Origin of the sequence: Flagellimonas crocea, from assembly GCF_033441595.1 — a bacterium.
In the GTDB taxonomy this organism is placed as follows: Bacteria; Bacteroidota; Bacteroidia; order Flavobacteriales; family Flavobacteriaceae; genus Flagellimonas; species Flagellimonas crocea.
In genome coordinates, this window is sequence record NZ_JAUZVX010000001.1 from 758,218 (window position 1) to 783,324 (window position 25,107).

Consider the following 25,107-nt stretch of genomic DNA (forward strand, 5'->3'; position numbering starts at 1 on the left):
GACGAGGAATCTTTTAACTTTAAATCTATAATGAGATTTCTCACTATGTTCGAAATGACAAAAGACACTAAGTGTTCTAAATTTAAGTAGCAATAATTAATCATAAGGGCAACCATCCCTTCTAACCAGATAACGAATTTCATGGCCATTGTAAAACCTTTTAAGGCCATTCGCCCCACAAAGGACAAAGCTTTTTTTGTAGCATCGCGCTCCTACGAAGAATATTCCAAAGAGGAGCTGAAAGCGATATTGCAATATAACCCGTTCTCGTTTTTGCACATCATCAACCCAGGTTTCAAGTTTGAAAAGACTATCAAAGGTAAAGAACGGTTTGGTTTGGTTCACAATCGATATTTGGAATTTTTGGAGGAGAACATTTTTCAGAAAGATGAGGAGCCCAGCTTTTATTTATATCAAATTGAAAAAGATGATTTTAAGAGCCTGGGATTCTTTTGCGCCTGCAGTGTGGATGATTACAGGAGGAATTTCATCAAAAAACACGAGGACACCATTCAAGATCGCGAAGAGCTTTTTGCCGACTACCTGCACACCGTTGGCTTTAATGCGGAGCCCGTTTTAATGACCTATGAGGATAATAAAACGGTGGATGAAATCTTTCAGCGTAAAATCGAACGGACACCCGAATACGATTTTACCACTACGGACAGAGTGAACCACAAACTTTGGAAAATCTCGTATCCCGAAGGGATTGAGAAACTGGAAAAGGCGTTTGGCGAACTCAACGCGCTTTATATCGCGGATGGACACCACCGTAGTGCATCCTCCAGTTTGTTGGCCGATGTAAAGAAGTCCGAAAATGAGAATCACACAGGTGAAGAGGCCTATAACTATTTTATGGCCTACCTGATTCCTGAATCGCAAATGCGGATTTCTGAGTTCAATCGAATGGTCAAAGATTTGAACGGCTACTCAAAAAAGGAGTTTCTGATCCAACTGGACGAGCATTTCAGAATAGAAAAAAGGGAGGACGGACTGTGCAAACCATCCAAAAAGCATGAATTCAGTATGTATTTGGAAGGAGAATTCTATACGCTGCATTTTAGGAAAACCAATCATGAGTTTACCGATGCGTTGAGCAAATTGGACACACAAATCCTGTACAAAACCATTTTAGAGCCTATTTTGGGCATCACAGACCTCAGGAACGATAAGCGGATTTGCTACGGTTATGGCAAAAACAACCTGATCAAAATGAAGGATTTAGTAGATTCGGGAAGTTATGCGGTAGGTTTCAGTTTGGTTCCTACAACAGTTGAAGAAATCAAGGCAATTGCCGACGCAGGTTTGGTAATGCCCCCAAAAAGCACGTATATTGAGCCTAAGCTCCGTAGCGGGCTGGCTATTTATGAATTATAGAAAACTATGTCCATAAAAGATAATCTCAATCAAATAAAATCAGAGCTCCCCGAGAGAGTTACTCTGGTCGCCGTTTCCAAAACCAAACCCAACGAGGATATTTTAGAGGCCTACGAAGCGGGGCAACGCGTATTTGGAGAGAACAAAGTTCAGGAGATGGTCCAGAAATGGGAAGATTTGCCCAAGGACATCGATTGGCATATGATCGGCCACGTACAACGGAACAAGGTCAAATACATGGCCGAATTTGTTTCTTTGATTCATGGGGTCGACAGCCCTCGATTATTAAAAGAAATCAACAAGCAGGCAAAAAAGTACAATCGTGTGATCCCATGTTTGCTACAAATCCATATTGCCGAGGAGGACACCAAATTTGGTCTGGATAAAGCAGAATTGGAGAAACTTATCGAGTCTGATGCATTTAAGGCGATGGAAAACATAAAAATTGTCGGTTTGATGGGCATGGCCACTTTTACGGATGACGAAAACCAGGTACGAAAAGAGTTCGCCCAGCTCAAATCCATGTTCGAGAACCTTAAAACAAAATTGGACGATATCACCATACTTTCCATGGGAATGAGCGGAGATTACCAGATTGCCATTGAGGAAGGCAGCAACATGGTACGAATTGGAAGCAGTATATTTGGAGCTAGAAACTATTCATAACCAGTAATTTTCCATGTACGCGATACTTGACATTGAAAGCACGGGAGGAAAATACAATGAGGAAGGCATCACCGAAATTGCCATCCACAGGTTTGATGGGCACCAGGTGGTCGACAAATTCATTTGTTTAGTCAATCCCGAACGGGAAATACAGCCTTTTGTGGCCAAACTCACGGGCATCAACAATAAAATGTTACGTTCGGCACCCAAGTTTCACGAAGTGGCCAAACGAATTGTAGAAATTACCGAAGATGCCGTTTTAGTGGCGCACAATGCCCAGTTTGATTATAGAATCCTGAGAACCGAGTTTCGGCGTTTGGGGTACGATTTTCAGCGCAAGACACTTTGTACGGTAGACCTTTCCAAGCAGCTTATCCCTGACGCGGAGTCGCACAGCTTGGGAAAATTGGCCCGTTCGCTCGGCATACCGATGAGCGATAGGCACCGTGCCAATGGTGATGCACTTGCCACCTTGAAGCTTTTCAAATTATTATTGGACAAGGATTCGGACAAGAAAATCATTACCGAGGTCATCCGCGAAGAGACCCACGGGGAACTTTCCCCCACCCAGTTGGATATGGTCTTTGACCTGCCATCGGAAACTGGGGTCTACTACATGCACGACAAAGATGGACAGATCATCTTTATAGGGAAGACCAAGGACATTAAAAAGCGGGTGAACCAACATTTTACCAATGTGGGGAAGGTCGCGCGCAAACTTCAAAAGGAAACCAAGAAAGTTACCTACGAAAAAACAGGAAGCGAACTCATTGCCATTTTAAAGGCGTATTTGGAACAGAAAAAGAACAGACCCAGATACAATCACGTTTCCAAAGGAAAACTCTTTACGCACACCATAGATTTTAGTCAAAACGCAACCGAGCATATCATGTTGGCGCCGGAAAAGAACCGGTCGCTCGAACATAAAAAGTTGGCCTTTAATGGAATCGAATCGGCGCGAAGCTTTGTAAAAAAGGTTTCCGAAGAGTTTGATTTCTGCCCGGCCTCATTGGAAACGGACAATAAATGCCAGAAGGCAATTAATGCTCCAGGTGCTTTGGAATGTAACGAAAAAGTACTGTCCGCGTTTGAAAAGTACAGCATCCAGGATAAAAACGTGGCCCTGACCGATCAGGGCAGACATGTTGGGGAGCGAAGTTTTATTTTAATAAAAAATGGTAGACTCCAAGGGTTTGGATTTGTGGAACTCAACCATCAAATCAATAATATTCATATCTTAGAATCCATAATGACCCCGATGCGGAGCGATGAAAATACGACCTTCATCATAGAAACTTTTTTAAGAAAAAACAACCGACTCAAAACCATACCACTAACTTCTTGATCATTGAAAGAATTCAAACCACAAGCCAAATGGAAAAGCAAGCTTCATGAAGTCATTTATGAGGCCGATACACCAGCAGGCAAGTCTTTTGATATTCTTCTGTTCATATTGATTATCATCAGTGTTATTTTGGTGATGTTGGAGAGCATTGATGAGTTTGATGCGCGTTATCATAGTGAACTATTGACCCTCGAATGGGTGGTCACCATCTTTTTCACGTTAGAGTACATTGCACGCCTAATCAGCATTAAAAAACCATTGAAATACGTTTTTAGCTTCTATGGCATCATCGACTTCCTGTCCACAATACCTCTTTACCTTTCCTATATTCTGGCAGGCTCCCAAGTTTTGTTGGCCGTAAGGGCCTTTCGGTTGCTACGGATTTTCAGAATATTAAAGCTCGTCAAGTTCATGGGCGAAGCTTCGCAGCTTCAATCGGCGTTAAGGGCAAGTCGTGCCAAAATTGCAGTGTTCATTTATGTGGTTTTGATTCTATCCGTTATCATGGGCACATTAATGTACATCGTGGAAGGAGATGATTCTGGGTTTACAAGTATTCCCAAAAGTATCTATTGGACCATTGTTACACTCACCACAGTCGGCTATGGAGACATTGCTCCCCAGACCAATTTAGGACAATTTTTGGCAACGGTGATCATGGTTTTGGGTTATGGAATAATTGCAGTGCCCACAGGCATTGTTACAGCAGAATTCACCAAAAACACGAAAGACAATACAAGTGATGATGATGGCTTTCTGGTTCATGTAAATACGCAAGCCTGTCCCAGCTGCTCGGTTGAAGGACATAGGGATGACGCCACCCATTGTTATAATTGTGGACATCCATTATGAGCGAAAAAGTATTACTTGCAGTGGTTGGCCCCACGGGCATTGGAAAGACCGCTTTGGGAATCCAACTGGCGAAACACTTCAACACAGAGATTGTTTCCGCAGATTCCAGACAGTTTTTCAAGGAAATGGAAATTGGGACCGCTGTTCCATCAAAAGAGGAGCTGGAACAAGCACCCCATCATTTTATTCAACACAAAAGTATTTTTGAACCTTATTCTGTGGGTGACTTTGAGAAGGAAGCAATTTCCCTGCTCGAGGATTTGTTCCAAAAAAAAGATGTGGTGGTTATGGTCGGCGGTAGCGGACTTTATGTAGACGCTGTCATATCTGGCCTTGATGAATTCCCAGAGGTTGATTCCGAGATACGCTCCAAATTAAACCGACGATTGGAAGATGAAGGCTTACAAAGTCTTCAAAAAGAATTAAAACAAAAAGACCCAGAATATTACAAAAGCGTGGATTTAGAAAACCCACACAGGCTCATAAGGGCGTTGGAGGTATGCCATGCATCGGGCAAACCCTACTCATCGTTCTTGAACCGGCCAAAAGCAGAAAGACCTTTCAAATCATTTTATATTGGACTGGATGCGCCTAGAAAGGTCATTTACGAGCGAATTAACACACGTGTTGACCTCATGATGGAAGCTGGCCTTCTGGAAGAGGCACAAAAACTTTATGGCCACCGAGACCTCAATGCGCTCCAAACAGTTGGTTACAAAGAACTTTTTGAATATATTGAGGGGAATTGCACTTTGGAATTTGCCATTTCGGAAATCAAAAAGAACACAAGACGATTTGCAAAACGGCAACTGACTTGGCTGCGAAAAAATGATGCCATTTTGTGGGTGCCGTACAATGCTGAACCAAAAGAGATGCTGCAAATGGTAACAAACCAACTTAAAACCAACCTTTATGCCTAACGGTAAGACTGTTCTCGTGGTCATGGGAGTCAGTGGTTCCGGTAAATCAAGAATCGGAAAGCTACTATCGGAAAAACTATCCAGACCCTTTTTTGATGGTGATGATTTTCATCCTGAAGCCAATGTAAAAAAAATGAGTTCGGGCCAGCCTTTGAACGATCAAGATCGTAAGGAGTGGCTCATCACCCTAAACAAACTGGCCATTGAACATCGGGAGAATGGAGCCATAATCGCGTGTTCTGCCCTAAAAAAAAATTACAGGAGCCTACTGCGTGCCGGAATGGGCAGCTGCATGGGCTTTGTTTATTTAAAAGGTTCTTTCGAATTGATACAATCGAGGCTTGATAAGAGAAAGGAGCATTTTATGCCCGTACATCTTTTAAAATCGCAGTTCGATACCTTGGAGCCTCCCTCCAAGGCAATCATAGTTTCAATTGAAGAAACTCCCAATAACATTGTTCAAGAGATTATTAAGCAACTATAGAGGGCGGGCAAAATATGATATAAAAAAAGCCACCAAAAAGGTGGCTTTTCTTTTTATAACAAAATTATTATTGCTCATTCTCTGCCTTCACTACCAATCGGAATCCTTCTCCGTGGATGTTAAGGATTTCGACCAAATCGTCTTTTTTAAGATATTTTCTCAATTTGGCAATGTACACGTCCATACTTCGGGAAGTAAAATAGTTATCGTCCCTCCAGATTTTGGTCAATGCTAGTTCCCTTGGCATCAAATCGTTCTCGTGCAAGGCCAACAATCTAAGCAACTCATTCTCTTTGGGGGATAGTTTAATGGGCTCTTCTTCTTTGTATTTCAAGAAACGTAGTTTTGAATTTAAATGGAAGTTTCCTATTTCAAATTCAAATTGTTTGCTGTCCGCCAATGAGCCTGATGCTTTTCTTTGAAGGATTGCTTTTAGTTTCATCAAAAGCACTTCGGAATCAAAAGGTTTGTTCAAATAATCATCTGCACCGGCCTTATATCCTTTGAGCACATCTTCTTTCATTGTTTTGGCGGTCAGAAAGATGATAGGAACGTTCTCATTCTTTTCACGGATTTCCTTTGCCAAGGTAAACCCATCCTTGTAAGGCATCATAACATCCAAAATACAGACATCATAATTGTCCTTTTTGAACTTCTCGAAACCTTCCATTCCATTTTTGGCCAGAACCACATCAAAATCGTTCATGGTCAGATAATCTTTCAGGACTATACCAAAATTTGGGTCGTCCTCCACCAATAGTATCTTCTTTTTCTCTGTTTCCATAGTTTGCTTTAAATTAAAGGTAGTTTTATGAAGAAAGTACTTCCTTTTCCTTTTTCACTTTCTGCATATACTTCGCCTTGATGATCATCAATAATGCGTTTTACGTAGGCCAAACCTAAACCATGACCCTTAACGTTATGTATGTCGCCGGTATGTTCCCGGTAAAATTTTTCGAATACTTTTTTCAGGACGGCTTTGCTCATGCCTGCACCTTGGTCCTGTATTTTTATTATGATGCTGTTTTTCGCCACTTCGGTGAAAACATCAATTTTAGGGGTCTCCGGGGAATATTTCACGGCGTTGTCCAAAATGTTGACCACAACATTGGTCATGTGCATCTCGTTGGCCAACACCTCTGACCGTTCAGCATCCAAATGGGCATTTACATAGCCTCCCCTATCTTGTACGATCAGTTCTATATGAGTGATCGCATCTATGATAAGGTCATGCATATTTACCCTGTCCTTACTGATATCCAATTGATTCTTCTCTAGCTTGGATATCCTCAAAACGTTTTCCACTTGGGCGTGCATACGTTTATTTTCATCACGAATCATGCCCAAATAGCGCAGCACCTTTTCTTTATCGTCAAACGATTTTGGATTTCGAATGGCCTCTACCGCCAAGTTAATGGTCGCAATCGGTGTTTTGAACTCGTGCGTCATATTGTTGATGAAATCCGATTTGATCTCAGAAATACGTTTTTGTTTGATCAACTGATAAATGGCGCTGGAATATGTCAGCATGATGACCAAAGTAAATACCAACGAAAGCAATGCCATTCCCATCACAGAGCTGAAAATGTACCGTTTCATGCTGGGGAATGTAAGCAACAATGAAAAGTTGGATGAACCTTCACTGTCCTTGAATATGGGTGCCTTATAGATTTTGGAGCCAGAAAACTTAAATTTTCTAGATCTTACCTTGGTAGGATATCCTTGACTGTACACCCCGTACTCGTATTCAATATCTATGTTCCGATTATTGAGCTCTTGGCTTAGGAGCAGTTCCAACTCTTGCTTGGTCACCCTTTTATGAATGGGCCTTGTTTTGGCAGCTTCCATAAAAACGTCCTCCCAAGCAGCTTTGTCAATACTGCTCAACCCACCAATTTTTTCAGCTCTTTGTATGGGCGTAAGACTGTAGCTCTTTCCATCCAGACCATACTCTTCCTTGAAAACGGCTTTGGTGCGCTTACTTGTAAAATTTTTAATAGTGGTAGTATCCTCACCACCAGTATTGATATCAAAGAACGCCGAGGTTATATTATAATCTTCTTCCAGAATTCCATGGGAATAAAAAAGAATCTCATCAGAATTCAAATCACGGTCCACGAACAAAAAATTCTTGTATTGGGTGCTTTTAGGTTCGCCTATACTATCCGCCAGAGAAGCCAAACGATCGGAATATTCCTTCATCTCACGCTTCTCCACCCTGTTCGCCACTTTGTCCAATATGTCCGTGACTGTCCTCGAGAATTGTTCTTCCTTATCGTTTATGGACGTTCTAATCCAATAAACCTGCACAAAAATTATCCCTAAAAGGGATAAGCTCATAAGAACAACCAGAAGAACGAATAGCTTCTTGTTCATTGGTGTAAAATTAAAAATTTAACATTTAGTAATTTGAGCGTTTAACCAAAACTTAACATAAATGTTAAAATTTAGATGACATCGCTAATAGTTTGAGGTGTAGTTCTTTAACCTTTTTTTTGGTTTTGTCCAAATCTAGGTTTTTGATGGAATAATCTGCTAAATCCAACTTTTCTCCATCCTCCAGTTGGTTTTTCATGCGGTCGACAACGGCGTGCCTTTCAACGCCATCCCTGTCCATGACCCTTTGTATGCGTGTTTTGGTGGGTGCTGTTACTAAAATAGTACAATCATATGTATTCTGGGCATTGTTTTCAAAAATCAATGCCGTTTCTTGGATTACATAAGGCGAATCCTGATGCGCCGCCCAATCCAAGAAGTGTTCCCGGACCGCTGGATGCACTATGGCATTGAGTTTTTCAAGTAAAGGTGGGTTATTGAAAACCTTTTCTGCAATATAGGACCTGTTCAAAACATCTTTGGTATAGGCCTCCGTCCCAAGCAATTCGATTATGGCCGATTTTACCTCTTTGGAGGATGACATCAGTTTTTTTGCTTCGAAATCGGAATTGTACACTGGAACACCAAGCTCTGAAAACATGGAGGCCACCGTGCTTTTTCCACTGCCAATACCCCCTGTAAGACCTACTATCATCATTGCTGTTCCAAAACAAAATTAACCGTATTCTCCTCCAGTTTTACATCATATACCTTTTGCGGTCTCTCCCTGACCTCCAAAAACAAAGAGCTGCTTTCCGAGCCATCCAATTGACCATAATCCGCAACTACCTCAAAATCGGAAACGGATATTTCCTTCAAACGTTCTATCGTGGCCTTGCAAAATATGGTCACTGAATTGGGAAAGGTTCTAATCTGGTAACCTTCGGGCACATTGAGCACTTGTATCGGCACCTCGAATACCTTTTCGGAAAATTTGGAAACTTTACCAAAAACGGTGGCCTTTCCCACTGAAAAAATGGTATTGTCCAATCCTTTTGGAAAAACCAAAGAGACCTCATTGGAAAAATCACTGTTGATGTTCGACAACTGTATCCGAGAAGTTTTTATTACCGTTATGGTATCAATTTCTGCCTTGGGGCCTTTAACCTGAATGGAATCAGGCGAGACCTGGACTTTTCCGTCCAAAATATAATTTTGCTCAAGTTTTAGGTCCAAATTGGGACGGACGGGTATTTTTTTTGAGTCGACTTGATACAGGTCTACCTTCAACAAAGGTCTGTCCAAATCCAAAAGTGAAATATTCTGGGATAGTTGCTGGTCCATCTGTCTTTTTAGCACGTCATCGCTCATCACATATCCGCCATTACGATATTCCGCCTGGGAAACATCAATATCGACGCGATGCTTAAAGATTTTATAATATAAAAACTGAAAGCCACTGGTCCTTAATTTGACCTCGATAAGCTCATCCGAATTTTTTCCCAACAATAACGAATCCGGCAGGTTACGATAATTAAGGGTGAAATATGCCCTGGACTCGTAGGTTTCGGAAAGATTACTGATGAACCATGCCAGAAAAGAGCATAGCAAAAAGAGTAAAAATATTTTTACTTTCTTCTTGTTGAGCCCTATCAATATCTTTTTGAACACGCGCTATTTTTTCTTGAAAAATAATTTTGGAAAAAGTTTCTCTGGTTCTTCCTTACTAAAGTTAAGCAACATTGTGGACTTGAAAAAACCAATTCCATATCCCGTAAACTGTGTCAAAGCGGCATAGATCGATAAAATAGCGACCTTGAGGTTTTTATTCTTGATCAATGCATCCAAAAACAGAATGGAAAAGTAAAACACATAGAGCATCAACGGGAGCCAAAGCCCCACCACGGCCAGAACAAGCGCTGCACAAAGTCCCAACATGAACAACGTTGGGAACCAATAGGTAGGTTTTGCCGTTCCAGGATGCCATTTGTTCAAAATTGGGCGTACCATGCCAAATTTATTCACCTGTATGTAGAACTTTTGCCAATCTATCCTTCTTTTATGGTAAACAAAAGCCTTTGGAAACAATCTGGTATCGAATCCGGCCTTCCAGATTCTAAAGGTAAGGTCCGGGTCCTCTCCGGGGTGGATTCTTCCAAACCCGCCAGCTCTCTCGAATGCCTCTCTGGAAATACCCATATTAAAACTTCGGGGCTGAAACTTGCCGACCGCCTTTTCTCCTCCACGAATGCCACCAGTGGTCAAAAACGAGGTCATCACATAATTGATGGCCTTTTGAACCGTGGTAAAGGAAGTGTCCGCAGCATCCGGGCCTCCAAAGCAATGTACAAACTCCTTTTGTAGCTCCTTGTCCACTTCGGAGAGATATTGTGGGGGAAGTATACAGTCGGAGTCCAAAATGATAAAATAATTGCCTTTGGCCTTTTGCATCCCGTAGTTCCTGGAGTCGCCAGGGCCTGAATTTTCTTTATAGAAATAAGAAATCTTGAGGTTTTCCCGAAACTTTTTTACAACCTCCTCGGAGCTTTCAGAAGAACCATCTTCCACAAGGACGACCTCAAAGTTTTGCTGAAAATCCTGTCTTTGTAGACTTTCCAGCAGCTCCCTCACTTCTTCCGGCCTATTATATACCGGAACCACTATGGAGAAAAAAGTATGCATCACAAATAGAAAAGCCACCCCTAAAAAGAGTGGCCTCCCCTATATTTATTTGGTTTTACTCGGAAAATTCATCGATTACTTCTTGGCTAACGCCCGTGTTGGAGAATCCTCCATCATGGAAAAGGTTTTGCATCGTTACTTTTTTCGTTAAATCGGAGAAAAGCGATACGGTATAGTTGGCACAGTCATCTGCAGTAGCATTGCCCAAAGGGGACATTTTTTCCGCATAATTGATAAATCCGTCAAATCCTTTTACTCCTTGCCCCGCAGTTGTTGGTGTCGGTGACTGGGATATGGTATTCACCCTTACTTTGTGTTCTTTTCCAAAGAAATAGCCAAAACTTCGGGCAACGGACTCCAAATAAGCCTTGTTGTCGGCCATATCGTTATAATCGGGAAAGGTTCTTTGGGCTGCCATATAGGTCAGTGCAACAATGCTCCCCCACTCGTTCATGGCCTCCGCCTTATATAGCGATTGCATCACTTTGTGAAAGGAAAGTGCGGAAACATCCCATCCCTTAGCGGTAAAATCATAGTTTTCATCCGTGTACAGTCTTCCTTTTCTAACGTTTACGGACATTCCGATAGAGTGCAGGACAAAGTCCAGTTTTCCACCCAAAATCTCCATGGACTTTTCCACCAAGTTTTTCAGGTCCTCCTCGTTAGTGGCATCTGCTGGAATAATTTCCGAATTGGTTTTCTCTGCCAGTTCCTTTATCTGGCCCATGCGCATGGCAATGGGCGCATTGGTGAGCACAAACTCTCCACCCTCTTCATGAACACGTTCTGCAGTTTTCCAAGCGATGGAATTCGCATCCAAAGCACCAAAAATGATTCCTTTTTTACCTTTTAAAAGATTGTATGCCATAATTTATTGCAATTGTTGATTGTGTGACAAAGATATTTAAACTAATTGAAGTTTGGGAAGCCGCTTCTTGGTTTTATTGCAACAGCTCCTTGGCGTGCGCCAAAGCAGACTCCGACAAAGACTTGCCGCCCAACATTTCGGCCAGCTCCCGAATACGTTCGTCCGTGTTCAATTGTTTGATGTGGGTACTGGTACCTTCCGCACCTTCTTCCTTATACACCTTGAATTGATACCGTCCCTTGGAGGCAACCTGCGGTAAATGGGTGATGCTGAACACTTGCATGTTTCCGCTCATTTGCTGCATTATTTCACCCATTTTATTGGAGATTTCTCCCGATACCCCTGTGTCAATTTCGTCGAACATCATGGTAGGAAGGTTTTCGTATTCCGCCAAAATGGATTTTATGGTGAGCATAATTCGGGAAAGTTCCCCGCCCGATGCCACTTTTTTAAGCTCGCCATAGTTTGACCCCTTGTTTGCCGAAAACAAGAAGGCCAAGTCATCTTTTCCATTGGTTTTGAATGCTTTGGATGGATTTACCTCTATTTTAAAAGTAGCCGAAGGCATCCCCAAAGATGATAGGCTGGACTGAAGCCTTTCGCTCAATTTTGGGATGACGGCCTTTCTTCCATCACTGATTTTTTTGGCCCAAATATCCACCTGTTTGGTAATGGATTCCACTTCTCCCCTTTTCTCCTTGATCTTGGATTCAATATTGGCCACGGCATCCACTTTTTCATTCAATTCCTCACGGATGGCGATCAAATCTTCAACAGAATCGGTATGGTGTTTTTTCTGAAGATCGTACAGTTGCTGCAATCGGCCGTTCACTACTTCCAAACGCTCTGGGTTCGCTTCAACAGTATCCTTTAACTGCTCAAGTTCCGAGGCTATATCATCAGTTTCAATAAGAACGGATTGAATTCTATCGCTCAACGACTTATAATCAGCACCAAAATCAGTCAAGCCGTGGAACGCCCTTTTTAAATCCGTGAGCCTGCCAACTATGCCCAATTGTTCATCGTTCAACAACTGGTGCCCTGCGGACAGCTGTTCTATAATCTGCTCTACATTGCTCAGCTGTTCGTACTCCTCCTCCAGTTCCTCCTGCACGCCTTGCTTGAGCTTTGCATCTTCCAGCTCCTTTAGCAAAAAACTGTTGTAGTCGTGTTCCTTATCGGCATCGGCCTGAAAATCTTCCAACTTTTGAAGCTCTTTGGAGGCCGTCCTCAGCTTTTCAAGCTCCTCTGTATAGCCTAAAAGGTTTTTGGAATTATCGGCCAAGGCATCCAGTACTTTCATCTGAAAATCATTGTCCGTAAGTTGCATGGTCTGGTGCTGGGAGTGCACATCCACCAGTTGGTCGCCCAATGCCCGCATCACATCCAAAGTAACGGGGGAATCGTTTACGAAAGCCCTTGATTTGCCACCTGGCAGTATTTCTCGACGTAGTATGGTGGTCTGTTCGTAATCCAAATCGTTTTCTTCAAAAAATGTCTGGAGCTGGTATTTGGACACATCAAACTCTGCCTCTATCACACATTTTTGTTCCGTGTTCTTCAAAGATGATAGGTCGGCACGTTTTCCCAATACCATGGAAAGACCTCCCAAAAGTATCGACTTTCCAGCGCCGGTTTCTCCTGTGATGGTGGTGAACCCGTCAGAAAAAGACACGCTCACGTCATCGATCAGTGCATAATTTTGAATGGATAGATTTACTAGCAATACTGAAGATTTTACCCGTAAAGATAAACCTCTTTGGAGAACTGCACTAGTAATTTATTTCATTCCAGGTGCTGGAATAAAACGGGGCCACTTTGTTCAAGGTTTCTTTGAGTTTGACAATGTCCACCTTGGGGCCGTCCGAGAAAATATTCTGGATCTCTTCCGATTTGGCATCAAAAAAGGTCTGGATCAAGAAAGCATTGGGCCTACGGCTAATGAGCGTCTCGAACAAACGAAGGCTTCCCGCTATTATTTGTTTACCTGTACTGTTATTGTCCGCCAGTATATCGAGACCTTTTCTATGGTAATTGTACATGGCTATGCGATACTCCCTAAAAGAATTGCTCAATAGGTTGTCCACCAATTCAAAACGGCTTCGGTCTCCGGTTTCCTGACTCCAGCCACCATAACTGGAACTTTGTGCCTGAGTGACGATATTCTGTGCCCTTCGATAAAAATCGTTACCTCCCTCCAAAGAAAAAGTATCGGCATCCAGACCTAAAATAATGTAGGCGTAGTAGGAAATGACCCCGACCAAATTGGAATCAAAATTATTGGGATTGTAGACCAAGGGCTGAAATTCTTGGTACTGAAAATTGAAGGAGTTGTCCTTATAATTGAACACTGGGCTTTCGTAAGAGGTATTATAAACGGGACGTGTAGACTGAATCTGGATATTGGCCTCAAATCGGTCGGATTCATATTGGGTAACCGTAATGAACATACGGGCGTTCACCCGTTCATTTTCCCGATACACCCGGTTCGTCCATTTATTTTTATTGACAAAATCGTTCAAAGAACGCTCTAAGGTCTTGAAAATTTGCTGGTTCGTCTGCCCTACCTGGTCGGAGTTTACCGTGACCACACAGTTGAGTTCCTGTGCCGGAACAGTGAGAACAGTGAACAAAAGAATAATAGCAAAAAGTATGTTACGCATGAATCCTGGAGATGATTTCTTCCCAAATATCCGAAGCCACTTCCGGCTTCGTCTTCAACTCAAACGTTTTAATCTGCGAATTCTTATCTATGAAAGTGATTTTATTGGTGCCTTGACCAAAACCGGCGCCATCATCCTTTAATGAATTGAGGACAATACCGTCCAAGTTCTTTCTTTTGAGCTTGCCCTTGGCATTCTCCAGTTCATTTTGGGTCTCCAAGGCGAAACCGACCAAAAACTGGCCTTTCTTTATTTCCCCTAAAGACATTAAAATATCAGGGGTTCGTTCCAATTCAATGGACAATTCACCGTCCTTTTTCTTGACTTTTTCCGCAGCAATGGTTTTAGGTCGATAATCTGCCACCGCGGCGGCGCAAATCGCAATGTCCATGTTCTGAAAATGCTTATGGCAAGCATCGTACATTTCCTGCGCGGAGGTAACCCGAACCAGTTGGATGGAACTGTGTTCAATGTTTAGGTGTGAAGGTCCTGAAACCAATACCACATTTGCTCCTAGGTCAGCTGCTTTTTTGGCCAGTTCAAACCCCATGGTGCCGGTAGAACGGTTTCCCAAAAAGCGGACCGGGTCAATGGCCTCTTGGGTGGGGCCAGCGGTAATGAGCACTTTTTTTCCGGAAAGCGTAAGTCCTTTTTTTAAATCTTCTTGGATAAATGCCAAAATGTTCTCGGGTTCCGCCATGCGTCCCTCTCCTTGCAATCCACTTGCCAGCTCTCCTGACTCCGCTGGAATCATGGTGTTACCAAAGGACTGGAGTTGGTCCAACGAATTTTTTGTGGAGGGATGTTTGTACATATCCAAATCCATGGCCGGTGCAAAATAAACAGGGCATTTAGCGGACAGGTAGGTGGCCAAAAGTAAATTATCGCAAGTACCATTGGCCATTTTGGACAAGGTGTTGGCCGTTGCCGGAGCAATCAGCATAAGGTCGGCCCAAAGTCCGAGTTCCACGTGATTGTTCCATGAAAGACTTCCATCCTCTTCATTGACGAAATCCATCAAAACTGGATTTTTAGAAAGGGTGGAAAGTGTAAGTGGAGAAACAAAAGAGCCGGCGCTCTGGGTCATAACAACTTTGACCTGGGCGCCAGCTTTAATCAGTAAACGAACAAGAAATGTGGTCTTGTACGCGGCAATTCCCCCGGAAACTCCCAAAAGGATATTTTTACCGCCAAGCATTTCTTAAGCGTCTTTCTCTGTATTCCTGTAGTAGATTTTATCTTCCAACCACTCTTGTACGGCCAATGCGTGTGGTTTTGGCAACTTTTCGTAGAATTTGGAAACCTCGATCTGCTCTTTGTTCTCGAACACTTCTTCCAAGCTATCGCTATAAGTTGCAAATTCTTCAAGCTTTTCCAACAATTCCTTTTTGATTTCAGAATTGATCTGGATAGCTCTTTTTGAAGCTATGGAGATAGCTTCATAAATGTTTCCGGTACTTTGGTCAAACTCGTTTCTGTTAAGAGTTTTTGTGGAAACCGGGGCCTTTGTGTTTTTCAAATCTTGCATGTGCAGTGGCTTAAAAACTTGTTTCTATTTAGATAGGGTCGTATCGGTATATGCGCTAAGTTCATCCTTGATCCTCTCCGAAAGCTTATCGGCTTCCTTTTTGAACTGGGTTTCGGGATAATAACGCATTAACGTATTGTATGCATCAAGAGCTTCTTGCAGTCGCTCCTTCTTTTTGTTCTCTGTACTATTGATTGCCAATTCGGTAGCGGCCTCTATGCGGTAATAAAGTGCTTCCTCGCGGAACACCGATCCTGGATTGTCCGTAATAAAGTTGTCGAACGCGGCTATGGCCGAAATCAATACTGGCAAATTGAACTTGCCCAATTTATTGAACTGCTTGGCTATCTCTATTTCTTTTTTCTCTTTTTTGGTGGTCAGCTCCCTGGCCATGGCATTGGCCTCTTCAAAAAATTCCGATTCGGGGTAGTTATTGATAAAGGTTTGGAGCTTTGCCAACGCCTTGTCCGTTTCGGTCTGGTCCAAAGAGTACCTTGGAGAGAGCATATAATAACTTTTTGCTCCCAAAAAAGTGGCTTCTTGGATTTTATCACTTCGGGGATACGACTTTACAAATCGTTCAAACTGGTATCCTGCCAAATAATAGTCCTCATTTTTGAAATAGCTGTCCGCAAAAAAGAACATTACCCTTTCTCCTTGGGGTTTTCCCACGTATTGGGGCGCAATCTGTTCGTATAACCGAACCGCCTTTTTGTAGTTCCCTTCGTTGTACAGTTTTTCGGCCATTTCATATTTGGCCTTTACATCGGTTTCCTTGAGTACTTTTTGGTACTCGCTACAGGATACGAGAAAAACTGCTGCACAACAAAAAAAGAGTATTGACCTCATTCTCAAAAACATTTTGCAAAATTAGTGATATTGAACGGATTTAAAAAAAGAATTTTACCGCCCAAATTAACGGGTACTTTGCAGAATCCCCAACTATTTGGCCAACATTTAACGAATTTTAAACATGTGCCCTATCCAAGGATTTCAAGGAAATACTGATTTTATCCTTGAGTGATGCAGTGGCCTGTACCAATGGAAGCCTTACCACTGCACGGCAGAGGCCTTTTTCTTCGAAAACACTTTTGATGCCCGCGGGATTCCCTTCCTCAAAAATGAGCGACATTAGAGAGGACAGTTTGTGATGTATCTCGTATGCTTCCTTTGCATTGCTTTCCAATCCCATTTTTATCATTTTGGAAAAAAGTGCGGGAACTCCTTGTCCAAGTACCGAGATTACACCTGCCCCACCGGCCAAAACTGTTGGCAGTGCGGTGGCATCGTCCCCGGAAATCACCAAAAAATCCTTGGGTTTGTTCTTTATGATCTTTTCAATCTGAACCAAATCCCCGCAAGCTTCTTTGATGGCTATAATTTTTGGAAAATCGTAGGCCAACCGCAAGGTGGTTTCGGGCAACATGTTGCTTCCGGTACGGGACGGTACATTGTACAGTACTATAGGTACGGGTGAAGCTTCGGCTAGGGCCTTAAAATGCTGGTATATTCCCTCTTGAGTGGGTTTACTGTAATACGGCGACACGGAAAGTATGGCATCAAAATCGGACAGGTCCAGTGATCTTAGCTCTTCCACCAACTCCATGGTGTTGTTGCCACCAACACCCAGTACCAACGGGAGTCTCCCTGCATTGGTACGTACCACGACATCCACGACCAGCTGCTTTTCGGTTTTGGAAAGTGTGGCGGTTTCTGCAGTGGTTCCCAGCGCCACCAAATAATCCACCCCACCTTGGATATTGAATTCGACGATCTGTTCCAACGCATCCACATCTACCGATAAATCTTTTCTGAAAGGAGTCACCAAGGCCACTCCCGTTCCCATCAACTGTTCCATTTTTGTTTAAATTTCGTTCAAGACCTTCAAATATTTTTTCAGTTCACTCTTAAAGAGTTTAAAATCCTTTAAGGGTGTGTTCAAGATCAAATCATTCACCTTTTCGTCCTGCGGAGCCAAACCTACCTTTAGTCGTGCCTGGGTTTTAACGGACAATAGCTTCATTAATAAATTGTCCTCCTCGTAGTAGCTGATCAACATATCGTACTCCCTTCCCAAAAATTCCAGCACGTAGCCATTTTCAATATGTCCTTTCCAACCAAGATCTTTGTCCGAGAACATCTGGATGGCATACGGCGAATTTTTGTCATATTCCCGTTTGTACCCGATGATCTTGATGGCGTTCGGCCGCAAGGAAAATTCCTCGATCAATTCATAAAAGGCATCCGCTTTCGGAAAGTTGTCCACATCCACTATGCAGCCAACGCTGGTAACCCCTTTTTCCCTTGCCACCGCATGGGAAGGCTTTTCCATTTCCTCCTTTAAATATCTAAGCCCGGATTTAACCTTAAATTTGTCTTGGAATCCTTTCAAAAACATATTTTTGTTGATTTTTACAAAGGTAAATATTCTACCAAGACGACTTAACAAAGATACGCCTGTGAATAATTTAAATTTCAAACAATTTGTTGTATTTACAACTTTTTGTTTTTTGATTTCTTGCAAGACCGATACTGGAAAACTCACCGAAATCCAAGGCAAACAAATCCCGATCGATTCCACCGTGTCACCCAACGATTCCATTGCCAGTTTTGTGGCCCCTTATAAAATGAGAATCAACGAGGTATTGGACAGCACCCTCACCTACGCGCCAAAACCCCTTTTACTGGACGATGGCGACCGAAACACCTCTATGGGCAACCTTATGGCGGATATTGTTTTAGATGAAACTGCCCCGATATTTAAATCAAGGACCGGAAACGAGCTGGATTTTGTGGTGCTCAATTATGGCGGGGTCCGTTCCGTAATCTCGCAAGGAAAGGTAAGTGCACGCAATGCTTACGAGGTTATGCCTTTTGAAAATTATATCGAAGTGGTGGAGCTCAGCGGTTCCGCGACCCGAAAATTATTGGATTTTTTGGCCAAGGCCAGCCGTTCCCATCCTGTAGCGGGCATTCAGATAGTAACGGACAGAAATGGTTCCCTGGAATCCGTGAACATACAGGGGGAGCCTTTTGATGAAACTAGAAATTATTTTGTGGCCACATCCGATTATTTGGTAAACGGAGGCCCAAGCGTAGGCTTTTTTGATGAGATCATATCGACCACCGATACCGATTACCTGTTACGAAATGCCATCATAGATCATTTTAAGAAAGTGGATACCTTAAAGGCCACCGTGGATGATCGTTTTATACAATTGGATTAGATGAAGAGAAGAGATTTTATTATCAACACCAGTGCAGCCTCCACCCTTATCGGACTTGGGGGACTCAGTATGGCCTCATGCTCCAATTTGGGCAAAAAGCAGATTACGATTTTGCACACCAACGATGTGCACAGCCATATTGATACCTTTCCCACATCGCACTCCAAATACCCGAACCTGGGAGGTATTGCCAGGCGGGCCACCTTGGTGGAGCAGATCAGGAACGAAAACCCGAACACTTTGCTTTTTGACGCCGGCGATATTTTTCAGGGTACCCCTTATTTCAACTTTTATGGCGGTGAACTGGAGTTTAAACTGATGAGCAAGCTCAACTATGATGCCTCCACCATCGGAAATCACGATTTTGACAACGGTATCGATGGTCTATTGGCCCAAATGCCACATGCCACTTTTGAAATGATCAGCGCCAACTACGATTTTACCAATACCGTGATGAACGGTTACGTAAAGCCTTATAAAATCTACAATGTTGACGGGGTGAAAATCGGAGTCTATGGACTGGGCATTGAACTGGACGGACTTGTGACCAAAAAACTGTACAAGGAAACGCGATACCTGAACCCCTATGAGATTGCACTGGACATGGAAAGAAAACTCAAGGAGGACGAACAATGTAATCTGATCGTTTGCCTATCTCACTTGGGCTACGATTACAATAATCCCGACAGACCTTGCGACACCCGATTGGCGCAACAAACGTTCCATACCGATTTGATCATTGGTGGGCACACGCATACTTTTTTGGATAAGCCCGATGTTCGTACCAACCAAAATGGCAACTCTGTTTTAGTAAATCAAGTGGGGTGCTACGGGATCAATCTAGGTAGAATAGACTTCTATTTTGATACCGATAAAAAGGCATCGGCTAACGGTGTGAGCATTACGGTTTAGTTGATTTAGTGATTATTTGGTTATTGGTTATTGGTTATTGGTTATTGGTTATTGGTTATTGGTTAATGGTTAAAAGATAAAACGTTCTCGACCTGACAATTGGTAATTGTTTATTGTTGACTGCCCACTGCTTACTGACTCCCGACTCCCGACTCCCGACTCCCGACTCCCGACTCCTAAAAAACAAAAAACCGGAAAAGCACTTGGCCCTCCCGGTCTGTTTGTTTATGTATTATGAAATATTGGTTTTTCCTATGCTATCATCAAGGGCATTCGTTGGCATAGTTAACATCACCGAAAAAACCCCAACCATTCTGATTCAATACCGTAACAGCGGCAAAAACATCCGGACCACATATTAATAGATTATCGAGCCCAAGTGTTATATTGTCCGGACCATTATTTGCATCCACGTAGTTGCTCCAACCAATCAAAGTAGCATTTAGGTTTTCTTTGGACATGCCACTGTCATCAAACATAAAGGACATGTCCTCAACATTACCAATATTCCAACCGCCCAAGTCTTGATCAAAAGAGCTTGCACTAAAAAACATACCGCTCATACTCATTACATTTGAGGTGTTCCATTCACTGATATTCCCATTAAAAGAAGTAGCGTCTGAAAACATATCTTTCATACTCGTAACACCAGACGTGTTCCACCCACTAATGTCTCCATTAAAGGATGTGGCACCCTCAAACATACTTCTCATAGTGGCAACATTCGAGACATCCCAGCTACTAATATTTCCATTAAAAGAAGTGGCCCCATAAAACATATATCCCATGTTTGATAGATTTGTTAGGTCAGGCACATCTGTAGCGTTATATTGCATCTCCTCACATTGATAAAAAGCGTTATAAAAAGTCTTCCATTGAATGTTCCCCCATTGTTCCAAACTCATTAGTTTATCCCCGTCGCTAGAGTTAAACATTTGTATTGATGGAAAATCTCCCTGAATGGCGACAGTATAAACTCCTGGCATGCTGTATACATGTGTAGGATTTCCATCAGCTTCCGTAAGTTCTTCCAACGTGCCATCTCCCCAATCTATAGTGTAATTCATATTATAGAATACGTCTACACCAATTGTAATCTCTTCCCCATTAGCTTCGGTTTTCCATGTGGTCACAAAGGAAGCTGGGTCTTCGGCCATGCTCTCAACTACGTTTTCCACGGTTATGGTAATGGTAGCTTCTACCGTTTCCTCTCCATCGGTTACGCTTACGGTAATGCTGTGCGAGGTCGCGGTTTCGTAATCCAGGGATTTGCCTTCGGCAAGAGTCAAAATACCGATTTCAGAGAGCATAAACAGGTCGTTGTCGTTCTCTTTTAGTTCAAAGGTAAGGGTATCATCGTCCGCATCGGTGGCCATTACTTGTCCAATTTCATCAGTATCGGCGATGTCCTCCTTCGGCGTAAACTCTTGGTCTGCCATTTCGGGGGCCTCGTTGGTCGGGGTCACCTCTTCGGAAGTTACTTTTATGGTAATGGTAGCGCTTGCCGTGTCCTCGCCATCGTCCACCTTCACCGTAATGGCGTGCTGTTCCTTGGTGGCTGCATCCAATGTTTTACCGCTTGCCAAGCTCAGGTCGCCCGTTGCGGTGATTTCGAACAGGGCATCGGAGTTCGTGGCAATGGAAAAAGTAAGGGTATCGTCTTCATCTGCGTCGGTAGCGGTTACTGTACCGATCACCTCAGTATCGGTAATGGTCTCCGCCACGGTAAAGGTCTTTGCGGCTATTACCGGAACGCTGTTTTCGTCCACCGAAGGGGTCGGACCATCGTCCTTACCGCAGGACCAAATCAGTGCAATCGTAAAAAAGAATAAAAGTGCGTGTTTTAATTTCATCGCAATATAATTTTTATGTTAATCGCGACAATTTCGGGGGTTTTGTTATGGGTTTTGGGAACTAATTGACCTATGCTCTATTTGGATTGATGGATGATGGGTTTGGGTTGATGGAGGGATTGGGGAAAGGGGAAAAGGTTATGGGTTAAAGGTTATGGAAAAAATTGGTTGGATTATTGGATTGCCAGATAATTGGATTTGTCATTCTGAACGGAGTGAAGAATCTCTGGTCTTGAACTTCAACTTTATTAACTACTTACTGACTCCTAACTCCTAAAAAACAAAAAACCGGAAAAGCACTTGGCCCTCCCGGTTCTTCTAAAAACAACTCAAATTGCAATGAAAAAATTCTTTATGGACATGGTGTATCGGATATCGTCCATTTTTTGGTGTTTATTAAATAATCGCGCGCAGTGACCGATTCTGGATTTGCACAATCTATCTGCAAGGCATCCGCCCCTAAAATTAGATCGGTAGGAATTTTATCCTGTTTTGCCCAAAGCTGCAAGGTCCCTCCATAGGTAGATGGCTGCATACCGCTGTTGCTCAACATATTTTCCATGTTGGAAATGTTGGAAATGTCCCAGTTGCCGATATTGGCATCAAAAGCACTGGCACCTTCGAACATGCTGGACAAATCGGTCACTTGGGTAAGGTCGGGAACATCCACAGCCCTGTATTCCATGTTGTAGCATTCCAAAAATGCTTCGGACAGATTTTGCCATTTTATCCGTCCCCATTGGTCCAAACTCATCAAGCGGTCGGTGTTTCCAAAGTAAAACGCAGGAAACTCGCCTTGTACCGCCACCTTGTACGTGCCGGGAACTTCGTAAGTATGTTCTATAAAATCCTCTTTGGGGAGTATGCTTTCCATGCTGCCATCTCCCCAATCTATCCTAAAATCATAGGAATAATCACTATTGTACAAACCTATGATTATGTTTTCCATTTCAGATTCCGTCCGCCAAGTCAGCACAAAGGAACCGCTATCTTCTGCCATGCTTTCCGCCACATCGACCACTTTTATCAACACATGCCCTTCATCGACCAAAACCCCATCATCCACGGAAATAATAAGCCGATGCTCCTTTTGGGTTTCATAATCCAACTTTTTTCCATTGATCAAGGATAATCCACCCTTTGCATCCACCTCAAAAAGACCGCTATCGTCCTGCTTGATACTGTAGGTAAATTGATTGCCTTCGGTGGCAAGAGGCCCAATACTGCCAATTATGGCATCATCAGCAATATTTTCCGGGGCAACGAACGTGTAATTCCGAACCTGTTGGACCCTTTTTTCCGGGACCGCAGGTGTTTCACTTCTGCCATAGAAAAAATATAGGGCGATAGCAACGAGTACCCCCAATAGAATGCTCAGCGTTGATTTCATGCTTTAGTATTTGATGCAATTTCCAACGTTTAAAAACATTCTATGGCACCTGTTTCACCAATACCATTTTTGAATTGATGAATGGGGGCTATCATTTGACGAAGCTCCAAATGAGGATAGGCAGCATCACGAAAAATACCTCCAACCATAAATTTTGAAAAATAAAGGCAAAAAGAAATCATATGCCCATAAATCCTTGCCATTCAGTAAAAAAACGCATCAAATTTCTTTTTTATTTGTTAAAGTTTTAACATCTTTATAGAGTAACACAAACCTCAACATATGAAAGAAAAGACTTTTACCCTACACCCCAAAACCCTACCTTTTTTCTTGATCTTTTGTTTTATGTTTTGCTCGGCCCTGGGCAGTGCCCAGACCAGTGCAAAGGTTCCCGGCCCCATTAGTCAGTTGACCTTGGACAGTAACGGGAAAATAGCCTGTGAAATCCATGCCCAGGACGCGGCCACCATGGAACACTACACGCTCGGGACCTCAAAGGCCGGGCTTACGTCCAATGGGGTTCAAAAAACCTCGTTGAAATCAAAGAAGTCCCCAACGGGCGCGCAAATTTTTGTGGACTATTATAATTTTGATCCCAATTTTCCTTTTGAGGATTTCGTGGAGGCGGCAACAGCCTTTCAGGCCGCAGTGGACGCTTGGGCCAGTTCTTTGTCCTCGGATGTCCCCATATATGTGGCGGCGGCCTTCCAACCTTTAGGTTCCGGTGTTTTGGGATCTGCAGGCACCACTTATATTTATGCGAACAACCCTGGCTTGGAGCGCGATACTTGGTATGGGAATGCCCTGGCCGACAAATTGAGCGGCGAAGACCTTACCCCTGGAGAGTATGACATCGTTGCACGTTTTAGCACTGTTTTCCCAAATTGGTACTATGGTACGGATGGAAACACGCCCGGTGGAATGTACGATTTTAAATCCGTGGTGCTGCACGAGCTCGGGCACGGACTGGGCTTTTTTGGTTCTCTTTTTGTTGACAACAATACTGGGATTGCCGATTACGGCTTTGGAATTGCCACGCCCGATTTTTATCCGTCCATTTATGATAGATTGGCAAATTCCCCAGACGGAAAATCCATTCTAAAGGAGAACAAATATGGAAATTACACAACAGACCTTGGTGATCTGCTTTTATCCGGACCGTTGACCGCCAAGGGACCTAATATAAAAGGAGCAACGCAAGGAAAGGGCGCCCAGGTTTTCACCGTTTTGGACTCCAATGTCTTTGGTGATATCCCAGGGCTAACGGACATCTGGTTGCCGGGCTCCAGCTATTCCCATTTAGATTTCCTTACATATGCAGGAGGCCCCGATGGGCTAATGGTCCCATTTTTGTCCACAGGAGTGTCATTTGACGGGCCGGGTTCACTCGTGCTCGCTATTTTTGATGACCTAGGCTGGAACGGAAAAGTAACCAGTGAAGTTATGGAAGAGAACGGCAATAATGGCAATGGCGCAAACAACGGTGATGTGGTTGCAGATAATGTGATAAGTCTGTACCCCAATCCATTTGTGAGCAGCATCAATGTTTCATTGACTTCGGGGGCCATTAAGAAGGCCGAATTGACCGACACCTCCGGTTTTACCTACAAGGTGCCCAAAAGCAGGATCAATGGACAGGAACAAGCGGTCTTGGACCTATCCGGCGTTAACGGAAATTCCGGTCTCTATTTTCTTAAATTGACCTATGACGACAACTCAAGTCAAATAGTAAAACTATATAAAATGTAATCTTTTGATTCCAATGAAAAAATGCCGGAGACTTTCCGGCATTTTTTTTGGCCGAACTTTTGGCTATGTGTTGATTCGATAGTTTTAGGGTTGGATGGTTGTCACCCTGAAGCGGTCCCTGAGCGCCCTCCTGCGGCAGGCAGGGAGTCGAAGGGCGATTCAGATTCTAAGGTGTATAGGTGTATAGGTAATGGGCAAAGCGTTCTCGACTACGCTCGAACTGACAAATAGCATCTGTTCATTGTTCACTGTAAACTGTAAACTGCCCACTGACT

At 43.1% G+C, this 25,107-nt stretch carries 24 protein-coding genes; 9 read left to right on the forward strand and 15 right to left on the reverse strand.

Features of this window, described 5'->3' with window-relative positions:
• Nucleotides 1–141 precede the first annotated feature (141 nt).
• The 6 genes from SD449_RS03495 to SD449_RS03520 are packed head-to-tail and all read left to right on the forward strand — an operon-like array spanning nucleotide 142 to nucleotide 5,644.
• Nucleotides 142–1,377 (forward strand): DUF1015 domain-containing protein, encoded by a 1,236-nt coding sequence (locus tag SD449_RS03495; protein WP_318308769.1) that lies wholly within the window; start codon nucleotides 142–144, stop codon nucleotides 1,375–1,377.
• 6 nt (nucleotides 1,378–1,383) lie between these two features.
• Complete coding sequence (locus SD449_RS03500; protein ID WP_318308771.1) at nucleotides 1,384–2,043, forward strand: YggS family pyridoxal phosphate-dependent enzyme; 660 nt, start codon at nucleotides 1,384–1,386, stop codon at nucleotides 2,041–2,043.
• A 13-nt stretch (nucleotides 2,044–2,056) separates the two neighbouring features.
• A complete protein-coding gene (locus tag SD449_RS03505; protein WP_318308772.1) occupies nucleotides 2,057–3,388 on the forward strand; it encodes an exonuclease domain-containing protein in 1,332 nt (443 codons plus the stop codon).
• Nucleotides 3,389–3,391: 3 nt separating this feature from the next.
• Nucleotides 3,392–4,240, forward strand: coding sequence for an ion transporter (locus tag SD449_RS03510; RefSeq protein WP_318308774.1), 849 nt, complete (start codon nucleotides 3,392–3,394; stop codon nucleotides 4,238–4,240).
• Nucleotides 4,237–5,160, forward strand: a complete 924-nt coding sequence (miaA, locus tag SD449_RS03515; protein ID WP_318308776.1) for a tRNA (adenosine(37)-N6)-dimethylallyltransferase MiaA — start codon at nucleotides 4,237–4,239, stop codon at nucleotides 5,158–5,160. The genes SD449_RS03510 and miaA overlap by 4 nt, the downstream gene beginning before the upstream one ends.
• On the forward strand, nucleotides 5,153–5,644 hold the full coding sequence (locus SD449_RS03520; protein ID WP_318308778.1) for a gluconokinase: 492 nt from the start codon (nucleotides 5,153–5,155) through the stop codon (nucleotides 5,642–5,644). The genes miaA and SD449_RS03520 overlap by 8 nt, the downstream gene beginning before the upstream one ends.
• 67 nt (nucleotides 5,645–5,711) lie before the next feature.
• Here SD449_RS03520 and SD449_RS03525 read toward each other — a convergent pair whose 3' ends face one another.
• The 13 genes from SD449_RS03525 to SD449_RS03585 form a co-directional block, all read right to left on the reverse strand.
• Entirely contained in the window at nucleotides 5,712–6,428 is a 717-nt protein-coding gene (locus SD449_RS03525) for a response regulator transcription factor (RefSeq protein ID WP_166248288.1), read from the reverse strand.
• Nucleotides 6,429–6,436: 8 nt separating this feature from the next.
• Complete coding sequence (locus SD449_RS03530) at nucleotides 6,437–8,020, reverse strand: sensor histidine kinase (RefSeq protein WP_318308781.1); 1,584 nt, start codon at nucleotides 8,018–8,020, stop codon at nucleotides 6,437–6,439.
• 64 nt (nucleotides 8,021–8,084) lie between these two features.
• Nucleotides 8,085–8,678, reverse strand: coding sequence for a dephospho-CoA kinase (coaE, locus tag SD449_RS03535; RefSeq protein WP_318308783.1), 594 nt, complete (start codon nucleotides 8,676–8,678; stop codon nucleotides 8,085–8,087).
• Nucleotides 8,675–9,631, reverse strand: a complete 957-nt coding sequence (locus SD449_RS03540; protein WP_318308785.1) for a CdaR family protein — start codon at nucleotides 9,629–9,631, stop codon at nucleotides 8,675–8,677. The genes coaE and SD449_RS03540 overlap by 4 nt, the downstream gene beginning before the upstream one ends.
• Nucleotides 9,632–9,634: 3 nt before the next feature.
• Complete coding sequence (locus SD449_RS03545) at nucleotides 9,635–10,642, reverse strand: glycosyltransferase (protein ID WP_318309190.1); 1,008 nt, start codon at nucleotides 10,640–10,642, stop codon at nucleotides 9,635–9,637.
• A 55-nt stretch (nucleotides 10,643–10,697) separates the two neighbouring features.
• Nucleotides 10,698–11,510, reverse strand: a complete 813-nt coding sequence (locus SD449_RS03550; RefSeq protein WP_318308787.1) for an enoyl-ACP reductase FabI — start codon at nucleotides 11,508–11,510, stop codon at nucleotides 10,698–10,700.
• A 73-nt stretch (nucleotides 11,511–11,583) separates the two neighbouring features.
• A complete protein-coding gene (gene recN / locus SD449_RS03555; protein WP_318308788.1) occupies nucleotides 11,584–13,236 on the reverse strand; it encodes a DNA repair protein RecN in 1,653 nt (550 codons plus the stop codon).
• Between the two features lie 46 nt (nucleotides 13,237–13,282).
• Complete coding sequence (porD, locus tag SD449_RS03560) at nucleotides 13,283–14,173, reverse strand: type IX secretion system protein PorD (RefSeq protein ID WP_318308790.1); 891 nt, start codon at nucleotides 14,171–14,173, stop codon at nucleotides 13,283–13,285.
• Nucleotides 14,166–15,371, reverse strand: a complete 1,206-nt coding sequence (gene coaBC / locus SD449_RS03565) for a bifunctional phosphopantothenoylcysteine decarboxylase/phosphopantothenate--cysteine ligase CoaBC (protein WP_318308792.1) — start codon at nucleotides 15,369–15,371, stop codon at nucleotides 14,166–14,168. The genes porD and coaBC overlap by 8 nt, the downstream gene beginning before the upstream one ends.
• A gap of 3 nt (nucleotides 15,372–15,374) precedes the next feature.
• Complete coding sequence (locus tag SD449_RS03570) at nucleotides 15,375–15,701, reverse strand: DNA-directed RNA polymerase subunit omega (protein WP_318308793.1); 327 nt, start codon at nucleotides 15,699–15,701, stop codon at nucleotides 15,375–15,377.
• 24 nt (nucleotides 15,702–15,725) lie between these two features.
• Entirely contained in the window at nucleotides 15,726–16,562 is an 837-nt protein-coding gene (locus SD449_RS03575) for an outer membrane protein assembly factor BamD (protein WP_404828013.1), read from the reverse strand.
• Nucleotides 16,563–16,668: 106 nt separating this feature from the next.
• Nucleotides 16,669–17,559 (reverse strand): 4-hydroxy-tetrahydrodipicolinate synthase, encoded by an 891-nt coding sequence (dapA, locus tag SD449_RS03580; protein ID WP_318308796.1) that lies wholly within the window; start codon nucleotides 17,557–17,559, stop codon nucleotides 16,669–16,671.
• 6 nt (nucleotides 17,560–17,565) lie between these two features.
• Nucleotides 17,566–18,099, reverse strand: coding sequence for a DUF6913 domain-containing protein (locus tag SD449_RS03585; protein WP_318308797.1), 534 nt, complete (start codon nucleotides 18,097–18,099; stop codon nucleotides 17,566–17,568).
• A gap of 112 nt (nucleotides 18,100–18,211) precedes the next feature.
• On the opposite strand from SD449_RS03585, the gene SD449_RS03590 reads away from it, so the two are divergent.
• Together SD449_RS03590 and SD449_RS03595 are read left to right on the forward strand one after the other, a co-directional pair.
• Nucleotides 18,212–18,928, forward strand: coding sequence for a 5'-nucleotidase (locus tag SD449_RS03590; RefSeq protein ID WP_318308799.1), 717 nt, complete (start codon nucleotides 18,212–18,214; stop codon nucleotides 18,926–18,928).
• Complete coding sequence (locus SD449_RS03595) at nucleotides 18,929–19,840, forward strand: metallophosphatase (protein ID WP_318308800.1); 912 nt, start codon at nucleotides 18,929–18,931, stop codon at nucleotides 19,838–19,840. It begins immediately after the preceding gene.
• 263 nt (nucleotides 19,841–20,103) lie between these two features.
• Here SD449_RS03595 and SD449_RS03600 read toward each other — a convergent pair whose 3' ends face one another.
• Nucleotides 20,104–21,693 (reverse strand): BspA family leucine-rich repeat surface protein, encoded by a 1,590-nt coding sequence (locus SD449_RS03600; protein WP_318308802.1) that lies wholly within the window; start codon nucleotides 21,691–21,693, stop codon nucleotides 20,104–20,106.
• Nucleotides 21,694–22,045: 352 nt separating this feature from the next.
• Nucleotides 22,046–23,083: a BspA family leucine-rich repeat surface protein gene (locus SD449_RS03605; protein WP_318308803.1), complete on the reverse strand. Its 1,038-nt coding sequence runs from the start codon at nucleotides 23,081–23,083 to the stop codon at nucleotides 22,046–22,048.
• Nucleotides 23,084–23,365: 282 nt separating this feature from the next.
• Between SD449_RS03605 and SD449_RS03610 the strand changes: the two genes are divergently transcribed.
• Nucleotides 23,366–24,832, forward strand: coding sequence for a T9SS type A sorting domain-containing protein (locus SD449_RS03610; RefSeq protein WP_318308804.1), 1,467 nt, complete (start codon nucleotides 23,366–23,368; stop codon nucleotides 24,830–24,832).
• The last annotated feature ends 275 nt before the right edge of the window (nucleotides 24,833–25,107 follow it).